The following is a 12,671-nucleotide window of genomic DNA, read 5'->3' on the forward strand; positions in this document are numbered from 1 at the left end:
GTTTTTTTATTTATTTATGATTTCTCATAAATTTTAACAATGATCAAAGGAATTGAGAGGTCTTAGTGATAGATTACAAGGTATAATTGAAACAACGTGAAAAATACATAGTAACTTCAATATGAAGTTAAAAGGAGAAGAAGATAATTATGATTCGAAGTGAGTTGAAAAAGAAAGCTCAGAGCTATCTGCATGGTTATTATGGAAATTGGAGTTTGCTCGCTATTATTCCAATTGTGGCCATATTTATCTATTTTTTTTGTGTAATGATTCTGTTTCAAAGTCCGAATAGTACGGCGGATCAATCAAATAATTATCAATCTTGGCAAGATAACTATTCAGGAAAATCAAATCGATTTACTAATGATTATCAAAATGGATACGATGATGGCTATTTTGACGGCTATGACGACGGGTATGATGAAGGTCTTTATCAAGATGATTTTTATAATGAAGAGGATTTTAGAGGGAAAAATCTGGATTCTATTTCTCAAAAGTCGGTCATATCACCATTGAAAAATACCAACCGAATGGTTACGTATGCACAGCCAACAACGGTAAAAACTCGTTTTAAGAGCTTTTTTGCCTTTCTGTTTGGAATATTCTTGATGTTTGTTACGATTTTATATCGTGGTATGATTCAATGGGCAGCTGTTGATAATCTAGAAGGAAATAACTTTAGTCTGAAAACCGTTTTTGCTATGTTTATTAAAGAAAATGGCAAACGAACAGTGAGCGCGAATATTTTAGTGACATTGTATACATTCTTATGGTCTTTATTGTTTGTCATTCCTGGTATTATCAAGCAATTGTCTTACGGCATGACGAATTATTTATTGAGAAAAGATGCTGAACTAACACCAAAAGAAGCGATGCAACTTAGTCAAGCTTTGATGCAAGGCTATAGGCTTGAATATATAATCTTCTCTTATTCTTTTGTACTTTGGCAGTTTGCTACGTTCTTTAGTTTTGGTTTAGCTAGTGTCTATGTTATTCCTTATTATAGCGTATCAGAAGCATTATTTTTTGATCAGATTATTGAGGAGAAACATCATTTATTTACTCAAGAAAAAGAAGCAGGATTTGCAGATTTTTAGATTAATTAAATTGAAAAAACAGGCCGAGACAAAAGCGTTTAGCTCCGAGAAATAAGAGGGAATTCACGAAAATTGCTTTTCAAATTTTTGTGAATTTCAGCTTATTTCCGAATGAGCTGCTTTTTTCTCGCCATTTATTCGGATTTAGAGCGCGAAACAAAACTGTTGTTTAGTTTTATCCCACGCTCTTCTTTTATTTTATGAACCAGAACTAACAAAAGGGCTGATCAGACCAGCTAATCCTTCGATATTTCTTGTTTGGATCATGATCGTTCCTGTACCATTAAATTCATTTACAACACCTTCACCTGTTGTAAAACCAAATAGACCAGAAGCTACTTTGATGTTGTAATCCAACGATTCAGACCAAGCGACAACGTGTTGATTGTCTACAACAAAAGGTTTGCTTCCATCCAAATGGATTTCCACGATATCACCATAGCTATTGATCAATAGTGATCCTGAGCCAGCCGTTTCCATTACGAATAAACCACCAGTCCCGCCAAAAATGGCGCCACTAAGTTTTTGACGTTTCATATTATAAGACACGCTAGCATCACAAGCTAAAAATGCACCTGTGTTTAAGCGCCAATGTTCTGTTCCGACTTGAAGTTCTTTGATCGTACCTGGTGTTGCAGGAGCTAATGCAACTTTGGCTGTGTCTCTTAGACCAGATGCTTTCGTGATAAAGAAACTTTCACCACTGGACATTGAACGTCCTAAAGCCCGTATCGCTCCACCAAAGCCAGATTTCCCGTTGCTGTTCATTTTTCCTTCAAGCGTAATCTCGCTATTGTGGTAAACCATCGCACCACTCTCTAATTGAATGCTTTCACCCGTTCGTAAAGCCACTTCTACTAATGGAAAAACGGTGTTTTCTGTCATTTTATAATCCATTAAAACAACCTCCTTCGATATTCTTATACTAGTATACCTTATCTGTCAGAAACTTTTTCAGATTTTTGTTTTTTTTAGTTGACTAATTTATTCGCAAACAGGCTTATTTTTGTGTAAGAAAGCCACGTTTTATGTTTAATTTATAGGTGTGACAGAAAAATTAAGGTAAGAAATAGTAAAATAGTAATTGACATGTTGCAAGTATGTTTTATAATAGAATAAAAGTTGTAGCTAAAAAATATTTTTTAGTAATGATAAATTTTTAGTTAATTTTATATTGAAAGAGAGGTGGGGATCATACACAAGATACCAAATTGTACAGCAGTCATTTTATGTGGTGGAAAAAGTTCTCGTATGGGGTTTGATAAGTCCTTATTACGAATCGATGGGGAGTTTGTGTTATTGAAAAGGGTGAAGCAGCTTAAAGGGGTCTTTCCTGAAGTGCTGCTGGTAACCGATAAGCGAAGTAAATTTCCAGCAAGTTTTTCACAAGTAGAGATAAAAGAAGATCGCTATTCAGAAAAAGGCCCTCTAGGTGGCTTGGTTACAGCATTAGAAACAGTTAAAACAGAGTATCTGTTCTTACTTGCATGTGACATTCCTAACGTGAATATCGCTTTGATTCAAAAAATGGCAGAATCAATTGCGGCTTATGATGTCGTTATTTGTAGTCAAAATGATCGTCTAGAACCTTTATTTGGTTTTTACCGTCATTCTTGTTTAGCTGTTTTACAGCAACAACTTCAGACAAATGATTGGCGTATTAGAAAAGAATTTAACCGATTTTTAGTGAAAGTAGTGGAATCGTCTCTTGCATTGAACAATGTGAACCTACCAAAAGAATTACCGTTGTGGTGTCAATGAGGCTTATCTAGGTGAAGGGGGTTTACGATGGATTTTGAAAGTAGTCAAGAAGTTGTCACAAGTTTAGGGGATAAAGCGTTAGCAAAGAGTCAGTTGTCTTTTTTTAGGGTAAGTGTGTTAGGAATCATGGCTGGATTTTTTATTGCACTGGGGTACTTATCTTTTATCAGAATTTCTGGAACGATGCCAAAAAGTTGGGGAGGTTTTTCAACATTTTTAGGTGGCTGTTTATTTCCAATTGGATTGGTAGCGCTTACTTTTGTTGGAGGTGAACTGGCTACAGGAAATATGATGGTAATGACGCTCGGTGTTTTACAAAAGAAAATCAGGACTAAAGCATTAATTTATAATTGGCTAGTCGTGTTAGTCACAAATTGTATCGGTGGATGTCTAGTGGCTTATTTCTTTGGACATGTCGTTGGTTTGACTGAGGGGGCATTTTTAGAAAAGACGCTTTCAGTAGCGCAAGCAAAAATCGATGACACAATGCTTGTGGCATTTGTTTCTGGAATCGGTTGCAATATTTTTGTTTGCTTGGCGGTTTATTTGGGTGCAATGGGGAAGAGTTATCTTGGCAAAATGTTTGGTCTTTGGTTTCCGGTGATGGTTTTTGTCGTTTGTGGTTTTCAGCATGTGGTAGCTAATGCCTTTATAATTCCGGCTGCTATTTTTTCAAATGCTTCTCATATTCAATGGCCGGATTATCTTTTAAATACGATCGTTGTATTTTTAGGAAATGCGGTTGGTGGTAGTTTATTTTTTGCTGTTCCGCTGATGTTTGTAAATGCTGAAAAGAAGGAAGCGAGTGAGCCAGATGGTCTTTATGAAAAGTATTGAAATCCTTAATATGATCCAAATTGGATCAACAGGGCGCAATAGTGGTAAGACGACGATCGCCAAAAGAATCATTGCTGAAAATCGTCATCGCTTCACTATTTATGGATTAAAAATCATCACGATCAGTGGTGTAAGAGGCAAATGTCAAAGAGGAGAAATAGGCTGTGGCATTTGTACAAGTATTGATGAAGGGTACGAGTTGATTGAAGAGACAAAGTGTAGTGGCACAAAAGATACAATGGAATTGTTAAAAGCAGGATGTAAGAAAGTGTATCTATTAAAAGTGTTCCATGATCATTTGTTAGAAGGATTTTTATCATTTCTCCAATTTGTTCCAAGAGATACCGTGATCGTTTGTGAGTCAAATTCAATTCGTGAAGTCGTTAAACCGGGATTGTTTCTTATGATGGACAATCAAAAAGCAATCAAAAAAACAGCAGCCAATGTGATTGGTCATGCGGATTTTATTTTAGAGACGTCTAAATCACTGGATACATTTTATCTTATAAAAACAAAAAGCGGTGTTCGTTTTTCTGAGAATAGCGTAGAAGGTAGGAGAGAAAAAGTATGAGTTCATTAAGTTTATCAGAAAAAGAAGCTATTATTTTAGAAAATGATTCAGATCCACGACGCATATTGAATATGTTGATTGCAATTCAATATGCTTCTGAGGAAGGTTTCATCGATGAAGAAACCGCAAAACTTGTGGCAGATCGACTTCATTTATCTGAGGCTCGTGTGTATGAGATTTTAAGTTTTTACGCGATTTTGAAAACAGAGCCTCAAGCTAAATATGTTTTGAAAATTTGTAATAGTACGCCTTGTCTTTTTACAGGGGGAGAGATGTTATCTGAAGTGTTGGAAATGATATTAGAAGTTCCCGCAGATCAGCCAACCCCGGATGGATTGTTTATGTATCACAGCATTCCTTGCATAGGCGCCTGTGACCAAGGGCCAGTAATCAAAATCAAAGATACGGTTTTTGGTGAGTTGACGGAAGCGAAGGTCTATCAATTGATCGATGACCTAAAGTGTGGATGTTATCAAGAGCTATAGGAGGAAGAAAAATGATCGAACGAAATAAACCAGTTTTATTGGCGCGTATAAACAAAATGAAACAAGTGACAGATGTTGAAGAGTATCAGAAATATAATGGATTTTCTGGTCTATTGGAAGCAATTAAAATGGAGAAAGAAAGGATATTAGATGAACTTGATTTAGCTCATTTACGTGGGAGAGGCGGAGCGGCCTTTCCGTTGGGGAAAAAATGGCGGCACTTATATGGAGCTAAGGGCGATACAAAGTATATCGTTTGTAACGCAGACGAAGGAGAGCCGGGAACCTTTAAAGACAAGGCTTTATTAGAACAGGATCCTTTAAGTGTGATCGAAGGTATGGTAATCGCAGGTTATCTTTTCTCTGCCAAAGCGGGCTATATTTACATACGAGGGGAGTATCGACGGATTCAGAAAATTTTTCAAGAAGCGTTGGATAATGCTGAAAAGGCTGGGTTTTTAGGAGAAAATATAGTAGGAATTCAAGGCTTTAATTATACGATCACAATCATCTCTGGTGCTGGTGCATATGTTTGTGGTGAGAATTCAGCGTTGTTAAATTCAATCGAAGGCAAAACCGGCAGACCAAGAGTAAAGCCACCGCATTTGGCAGATGTGGGGTTATATTTACAGCCAACTTTAGTGAATAATGTAGAATCGTTTGCAAGCATTCCCGTTATTTTACGTGAAGGAGGGCAAGCCTATCGTGATCTTGGTACCGAAGATGGCGGTGGAACGAAGTTGATTTGTCTGTCAGGTCATGTTAAAAATCGAGGCTTGTATGAGGTCAATCTAGGTACTCCATTACAAGAGATTCTTTATTCTGAAGAATATGGTGGGGGAACAGCGACAGGTCGACCGTTAAAATTTATCCATTTTGGTGGACAATCTGGACCGATTGGTGCAGTTGAAAATCTTGATGACTGTATCTATTCATATGAAGGATTATGGGACAACGATTTATCCATTGGTTCTGGTGCGATCGTTGTGATGGATGATCAGGTAAGTATTGTTGATTACTTAGTGAATGTCGCGGCTTTTTTTGCACATGAATCATGCGGTAAATGTACACCGTGTCGCCTAGGAACGACACGAATCTTAGAATTGCTGACGAAATTCAACACACAAACTGCTGTTAGTGGTGATCTTGAGCGACTTAGAAAAATGTTGACCCATGTAACAAATCTTTCTGCTTGTGGATTGGGACAATCTGTTGCCAATCCGATGAGAAGTGGATTAACTTATTTTCCTAAAGAATTTGAAGCAGGTATTCGTGAGGCAGTTGCACCGATAAAAGGGGGATTTTGGTAAGATGGAAATAAAAATGAAAACAGCAACAGTCACGATGTCGATCGATAACCAAGCAATTACTGTTCCAAAAGGAACGACAGTATTAGAAGCGGCCGAGATGTTAAATATTGACATTCCTACACTTTGTCATTTGAAAGAGCTGGCACCTGATGGTTCTTGTCGGATGTGTACAGTTGAAGTTGAAGGTGGAAGAAAAGGTGGTTTGACCACAGCTTGTACTGGACATTGCCAAGAAGGAATGGTGGTCCATACAGCTTCACCGAGAGTCAATGATTCCCGCAGATTTGTGCTGGATCTTTTGTTGAGCAATCATAAATTAGACTGTTTTTCTTGTGGGAAAAATGGTGCGTGTAAATTACAAGACTATTGTTTAGAGTATGGGATTGATGAGACGAGCTTTACTGATGGCAAGCGGATGCCGTGCCATCAAGAAGATACGAGCAATCCTTTTTTTGAGTACGACCCTGAAAAATGCATTATGTGTAGACGTTGTTCTAAGGTCTGCCAATTACGTCAAGGTCGAGATGTGATCAGTATTTCTAAACGTGGCTTTGATACAAAAATGACACCGAGTTACGGAGCCTCTTTTGATCAGTCCCTTTGCGAATCGTGTGGCAACTGTGTTTCTGCTTGTCCAACAGGTGCTTTAGTCAGTAAAGACCATAAAAATTACCGTGAGTGGGAAACAAAGAAGATTCCGACGACATGTCCTCATTGTGGAACTGGTTGTCAAATGAATCTTGTTGTAAAAGGTAACAAGTTAGTTGGAGTTGAACCGATCAATGGCGCTGCCAATAAGAATCTTCTCTGCGTTAAAGGGAAATTTGCTTCTTATAAATTTGTTGGTTCAGGAGATCGTTTGACAGAACCGTTGATCAAGCGCAATGGAATTTTTGAACCTGCTAGTTGGGACGAAGCATTGACTTTGGTTGCAAATAAATTTAGCCAGTTGAAAGCGGATCATGGTGCCGATTCATTGGCAGGGTTTTCTTGTTCCAGATCGATTAATGAAGACAACTATGTATTTCAAAAAATGATGCGGGCAGCCTTTGGGACAAATAATGTAGATAATTGTGCTCGTGTTTGTCATTCTGCTTCTGTGCATGGGTTAGCTCATACGCTAGGATCGGGTGCCATGACTAATCCAATTGCTGATATTACGACCGATGTCGATGTGATTTTATTAGTTGGTTCAAACCCGGAAGAAGCTCATCCTGTGATTGGTTCACAAATTCGTCAGGCAATGCAGCGTGGAACGAAGGTAATCGTGGTTGATCCTCGGAAAATCGACTTAGTAAAAAATTGTGAACTTCACTTACAAATTCAAGCAGGAACGAATGTAGCATTCGCCAATGGTATGATGCATGTGATATTAAAAGAAGGCTTAGCTGATCGTGCTTTTATCGAAGAAAAGACAGAAGGATTTGAGGCACTAGAACAACTCGTCGCAGATTATCCTCCTGAAAAAGTAGCAGAAATTTGCCATATTGAAGCAGAAGATTTGGTTAAAGCAGCTAGATTATATGCAAAAGCAGAAAAGGCACCGATTATCTATTGTCTAGGTGTAACGGAGCACTCTACTGGAACGGAAGGCGTTATGAGTATGTCGAATATGGCCATGTTGGTAGGGAAGATTGGGAAGCCTGGATGTGGTGTTAATCCATTACGAGGACAAAATAACGTGCAAGGTGCCTGTGATATGGGCTGTATGCCGTATGATTTTCCAGGGTATCAAAAAGTAGCTAATCCAGAAGTGAGGGCGAAATTTGAAAAAGCTTGGGGTGTGTCACTAAACAAAAAAGTGGGCATGACTTCTACCCAAGTATTACCAGCTGCCACAGAAGGGAAGATCAAAGGCTTATATATTTTTGGCGAAGATCCAATCGTAACAGACCCAGATACGAATCATGTACGTCAAGCCTTGAAAAACTTAGAATTTTTCGTTGTTCAAGAGCTATTTATGACAGAAACAGCAGCTTATGCAGATGTAGTGCTACCTGGAATAAGTTATGCTGAAAAAGACGGAACCTTTACCAATACCGAAAGACGAGTTCAGCGAGTTCGAAAAGCAGTTGAACCAAAAGGGGAAGCTAGAGAAGATTTTGCTATTTTCTGCGATGTAATGACTCGTCTAGGTTATCCTTGTCATTATGATTCTGCTAAGGAAATCATGGATGAAATTGCAGCTGTAACACCAACTTTTGGTGGAATCAACTATGATCGATTAGAAGAAACGGGAGGGCTGCAGTGGCCATGTCGAACAAATGAAGATCCTGGGACACCGATCATGCATGTTGGTGAATTTACCCGAGGCAAAGGCTTGTTTATGGCAATTCCTTATAAAAAATCTAGAGAATTACCAGATGAAATGTATCCATATCTAATGTCTACAGGTAGAATGCTATATCATTACAATACGCGAGCGATGACAGGTCGAACAGAAGGCATCAATCAAATCGCTAACCGTTCTTATATTGAAATCAATACGGTAGATGCTAGCCGTTTAGGAATTGAAGAAGGGGATAAGGTCAAAGTCAAATCTAGACGAGGAACGATTGAAACATATGCTGCTGTGGGCAATCGAGTCTTTCCGCAAGAAGTCTTTATGACCTTCCATTTTCCTGATGGAAATGTAAATGAATTGACCAATGCCGAATTTGATGATATTGCGATTATCCCTGAATACAAAGTATGTGCAGTCGATATTACACCAATCAAGTAAAAAGGAGTTGAGCCAATGATCGAAGTTGAAAAAGCCAGAGAGAAAATCCAGCACGTTTTGGCTCAGCAAAAAGAAGTAGAAACTGTTTCTATTTTAGAAGCAGCAGGACGGGTATGTACTGAAGATATCTATGCAAAAGTAGCCGTACCACATTTTCCAAGAGCTGGAATGGATGGTTATGCAATTGTTGCAAAAGAGAGTCAAGGTGCAAATCCGCAAGAGCCAATTTGTCTAAAAGTGACCGAAACAATCTTTGCAGGTGATGCAGAACAGGCGTTTATAAAAGCGCATGGAACGGCTGTTAGAATCATGACTGGCGCACCGATTCCAAAACCTTATGATGCAGTAATTAAACAAGAATGGACCGATTATGGCGAGACACAGGTCAATATTTACCGAGAAATCACATCAGGTCGTAACTATGGTGAAGTAGGTGAAGATGTTTATCTGAATCAGAAAATTATATCAAAATATCAATTGCTCAATAGTCGAACAGTCGGCATCCTAGCTGCACAAGGGATCACAGAAATCAAAGTCTTAGCGCCTATAAAAGTAGGGATTTTAGCAACAGGAAGCGAACTGATTTCTCCAGGCTCACCACTTGTTTCAGGTAAAATTTATGACAGTAATTTATATACATTAGCTTCTCTCATTCAAACGAGCGGTGGTAAAATCGTATTTAAGGAATATTGCTCAGATGACATTGGTGAAATTTCTCGCATTATTCAGGAAAAAGTAAATGAGGTGGATCTTTTAATTACAACCGGTGGTGTTTCAGTTGGCGAAAAAGACTACATTCCTCATGTTATCCAGCAATTAGAGGGAGAATTGCTATTTCACTTTGTGAATATGAAACCAGGAACACCTGTGATGGCCAGTTTGTACCAAAATAAAGTTCTTTTAAATTTATCAGGGAATCCCTTTGCGGCGGTAGTGAATTTACATGTATTTTATTGGTCGATCTTGGCCTATTTTATGAATTGCCCAGAATTAAATTTAGAAAAACGAACGGTTCAATTAACGGAAGACTTAAAGCCATCCACTCTTCGCCGATTTATTCGAGCATATGAGGAAAATGGATTTGTCTCTTTAAAATCAATCGTACATTATTCCTCTGTTTTTCATAATACTCTAGAAACAAACTGCCTGATCGATCAACCAGCTAAAAAACAATTGAGCAAAGGGGATTACGTCACTGTTTACTATTGGAAATTTTAGTACGTTAATACAAACGAGGTCAAAACAAAAGCATTCAGCTTCAAAAAATAAGAAGAGATTACTTCTGCTCCCACTGCATACTTGGGCTTAGGGTGTGAAACAAAAGTGAACATATCTTTTGTTTCACACCTAATTTTTTATCTAAAAAAATTTATTTATATCAGATTGTTTTTTTTAGCTAGAGTGCTAAACTAAATAGAAAGATAGTGAAATTTATAACTATATTGTCTCAAATGAAAGCGTTTTAAACAGGAGGTCTAAATGAAGGAATCGTTACAATTTACTCATATCAATGATCAAGGAAAAGCTCGCATGGTTGATGTTTCAAAAAAAGAAGAGACTGAACGAACAGCTGTAGCATACGGAGAAATTCATATGAACAAAGAGGTCGCAACGGGAATCAAAAATCAGACGATGAAGAAGGGGGAAGTCCTACAAGTTGCAAGGATTGCTGGAATTATGGCAGCAAAAAAGACCTTTGAACTGATTCCATTATGTCATGTATTAGCTTTAACGAAATGTGAAGTTGATTTTAGTTGGAAAACGAATCAAATTTTATCTGTTCATTGCTTAACCAAAACTGTAGGACCGACTGGTGTTGAAATGGAAGCTTTGACTGGAGTAAATATTGCTCTTTTGACGATTTATGATATGTGTAAAGCAATGGATCGTGAGATGAATATCATGAATGTTTGTTTAGTTGAAAAATCTGGAGGGAAAAGTGGCCATTTTATTTCAACAAATACAGAAGTTGATGAGTAGTGTCACAGGAAAGGCGGACTTAAAATGAAGGACTCTTTTAATCGTGAAGTGGATTATGTACGGCTATCTGTGACAGACCGCTGTGATCTTAGGTGCACATACTGTATGCCGGCTACAGGGATGCGTTTTCTAAAAAAAGCGGAAGTTTTAAGTGTTGAGGAGATTTTATTTCTGATTGAGAATTTGGCCTTACAAGGAATCAAAAAAGTAAAGATTACAGGTGGTGAGCCATTAACAAGAAATGAGATCGTTCCTTTGATTAAGGCAATTAAAGAAGTAAAAGGGATTGAAAAGGTGACTTTAACAACGAATGGTATTCAACTGACAAAATATGCTAATGCTTTAAAAAAAGCCAAATTAGATGGCATCAATATCAGTATTGACACGCTGGATCCCGATGAATTTCGTGCAATCACCAGAGTCGGTGAGTTGAAGCGAGTACTATCAGGATTGGAAAAAGCTGTTGAGGTAGGATTACCTAATATCAAAGTTAATACAGTAGCTAGAGGAGAATTAACAGAAGAAGCCATTTGTGACATTGCAGAACTTACTAAAACAAATCCAATTCACGTTCGCTTTATCGAGTTGATGCCAATCGGTTTAGGGAAGAGTTGTCCTGGTCTAACCAAAGAAGATATTTTTTCTGTTCTGGAATCAAGATATGGAAAGCTTAGTCCATTTGAACATCGTTTAGGAAATGGCCCAGCATGTTATTATTCTTTAGCTGGTTTTAAAGGGAAAATAGGTTTTATCAGTGCTTTAGGCCATTGTTTTTGTGCGGAGTGCGACCGAATCCGTATTACAGCAGATGGTTGTTTGAAGACGTGCTTACATATGGATGACGGGTGTGAGTTAAAAACCGCGTTGCAGACAGAAAACAAAGAATTATTATTACAACAAGTATTTTCAGCAATTCAGCGAAAACCAGAGAAACATCATTTTCTAGAGAGTCAGGGTGATTCTCGATTGATGTCACAAATTGGAGGGTAATGATCATGACAATGGGAGAAATTATCGGAATCAATATCAGTGAACGACGGGGCACACAGAAAAAAGAAATACCGGAAGTGAATTTAATCAAAGGATTTGGCTTAGAAAATGATGCACATGGTGGAAATTGGCATCGGCAAGTTAGCTTATTATCTTTTGAAAAAATTACTGAATTTAACGGGCGAGGTGCTCGTGTAGGCAATGGTGCTTTTGGTGAAAATCTGATTGTTTCGGGAGTGGATTTGCGACAATTACCAGTTGGAAGTCAAATTCGAATTGGTCAGGCAGAACTGGTCGTTACCCAAATTGGGAAAGAGTGCCACAAGCATTGTCAAATCTATGCTCGAGTTGGTGATTGCATTATGCCAAGAGAAGGGATTTTTGCAGTTGTTGTAACACAAGGACATATAAAAAAGGGAGATAAGCTAGAAGTTGTATAAAGCAGGAATCATCACGTTAAGTGATTCAGGATATCAGGGGGTTAGGAAAGATGAATCAGGAAAGGTCATAAAAGAACTGATTCAAGAGCAATTTGAGATAATCAGACAAACAATCTTACCTGATGAAAAAGAAGAATTAAGTTTGTTGCTGATTGAATGGTGCCAATACTGCGATTTAATTTTAACAACTGGCGGCACAGGTTTGGGGGTTCGAGATATCACTCCAGAAGCAACGATAAACATAGCCGAAAAAACGATTCCCGGTATTAGTGAAGGGATGCGTATGCTGAGTATCCAAAAAACACCATTTGCCATGTTGAGTCGTGGTGTTGCTGTACAGCGTGGGAAAACATTAATCATCAATTTACCTGGAAGCCCGAAAGGAGTTACAGAAAATTTAACGTATTTACTGCCGATTTTACCTCATTCCTTAGATATTTTAACAGATCGAAAAACAGAGCATTAAACGGAGGTCAAA

Annotated in this window: 13 protein-coding genes; 12 read left to right on the top strand and 1 reads right to left on the bottom strand. The window is 38.0% G+C overall.

The genetic code is table 11. The annotated features are described in order from the left end of the window. Positions 1-149: 149 nt before the first annotated feature. Positions 150-1,097 (top strand): DUF975 family protein, encoded by a 948-nt coding sequence (locus I583_RS03220; protein ID WP_010763123.1) that lies wholly within the window; start codon positions 150-152, stop codon positions 1,095-1,097. A 198-nt stretch (positions 1,098-1,295) separates the two neighbouring features. On the opposite strand, the gene I583_RS03225 is transcribed toward I583_RS03220, so the two are convergent. After that, entirely contained in the window at positions 1,296-1,994 is a 699-nt protein-coding gene (locus I583_RS03225; RefSeq protein WP_010763124.1) for a TIGR00266 family protein, read from the bottom strand. Positions 1,995-2,282: 288 nt separating this feature from the next. Between I583_RS03225 and mobA the strand changes: the two genes are divergently transcribed. The 11 genes from mobA (at position 2,283) to I583_RS03280 (ending at position 12,659) form a co-directional block, all read left to right on the top strand. Beyond that, positions 2,283-2,858, top strand: coding sequence for a molybdenum cofactor guanylyltransferase (gene mobA / locus I583_RS03230; RefSeq protein WP_244875456.1), 576 nt, complete (start codon positions 2,283-2,285; stop codon positions 2,856-2,858). 27 nt (positions 2,859-2,885) lie between these two features. Beyond that, positions 2,886-3,695 (top strand): formate/nitrite transporter family protein, encoded by an 810-nt coding sequence (locus I583_RS03235; RefSeq protein ID WP_010763126.1) that lies wholly within the window; start codon positions 2,886-2,888, stop codon positions 3,693-3,695. Next, a complete protein-coding gene (locus I583_RS03240) occupies positions 3,682-4,266 on the top strand; it encodes a hypothetical protein (protein WP_244264859.1) in 585 nt (194 codons plus the stop codon). Before I583_RS03235 ends, I583_RS03240 begins: the two co-directional genes overlap by 14 nt. Next, positions 4,263-4,751 carry an NADH-quinone oxidoreductase subunit NuoE family protein gene (locus tag I583_RS03245; RefSeq protein WP_010763128.1) on the top strand — a complete coding sequence of 163 codons (489 nt, stop codon included), beginning with the start codon at positions 4,263-4,265 and terminating at the stop codon, positions 4,749-4,751. The genes I583_RS03240 and I583_RS03245 overlap by 4 nt, the downstream gene beginning before the upstream one ends. A gap of 11 nt (positions 4,752-4,762) precedes the next feature. Beyond that, positions 4,763-6,061 carry a complex I 51 kDa subunit family protein gene (locus I583_RS03250; protein ID WP_010763129.1) on the top strand — a complete coding sequence of 433 codons (1,299 nt, stop codon included), beginning with the start codon at positions 4,763-4,765 and terminating at the stop codon, positions 6,059-6,061. Between the two features lies 1 nt (position 6,062). After that, on the top strand, positions 6,063-8,783 hold the full coding sequence (fdhF, locus tag I583_RS03255; RefSeq protein WP_010763130.1) for a formate dehydrogenase subunit alpha: 2,721 nt from the start codon (positions 6,063-6,065) through the stop codon (positions 8,781-8,783). 15 nt (positions 8,784-8,798) lie between these two features. Beyond that, entirely contained in the window at positions 8,799-10,001 is a 1,203-nt protein-coding gene (locus I583_RS03260; RefSeq protein ID WP_010763131.1) for a molybdopterin molybdotransferase MoeA, read from the top strand. Between the two features lie 261 nt (positions 10,002-10,262). Beyond that, complete coding sequence (gene moaC / locus I583_RS03265; RefSeq protein ID WP_010763132.1) at positions 10,263-10,763, top strand: cyclic pyranopterin monophosphate synthase MoaC; 501 nt, start codon at positions 10,263-10,265, stop codon at positions 10,761-10,763. Between the two features lie 24 nt (positions 10,764-10,787). Beyond that, positions 10,788-11,753, top strand: coding sequence for a GTP 3',8-cyclase MoaA (moaA, locus tag I583_RS03270; RefSeq protein WP_010763133.1), 966 nt, complete (start codon positions 10,788-10,790; stop codon positions 11,751-11,753). Positions 11,754-11,758: 5 nt separating this feature from the next. Next, on the top strand, positions 11,759-12,193 hold the full coding sequence (locus tag I583_RS03275) for an MOSC domain-containing protein (protein WP_010763134.1): 435 nt from the start codon (positions 11,759-11,761) through the stop codon (positions 12,191-12,193). Then, positions 12,186-12,659 carry a MogA/MoaB family molybdenum cofactor biosynthesis protein gene (locus I583_RS03280; protein WP_010763135.1) on the top strand — a complete coding sequence of 158 codons (474 nt, stop codon included), beginning with the start codon at positions 12,186-12,188 and terminating at the stop codon, positions 12,657-12,659. Before I583_RS03275 ends, I583_RS03280 begins: the two co-directional genes overlap by 8 nt. Positions 12,660-12,671: the final 12 nt, after the last annotated feature.

Source organism: Enterococcus haemoperoxidus ATCC BAA-382 (assembly GCF_000407165.1).
GTDB lineage: Bacteria > Bacillota > Bacilli > Lactobacillales > Enterococcaceae > Enterococcus_L > Enterococcus_L haemoperoxidus.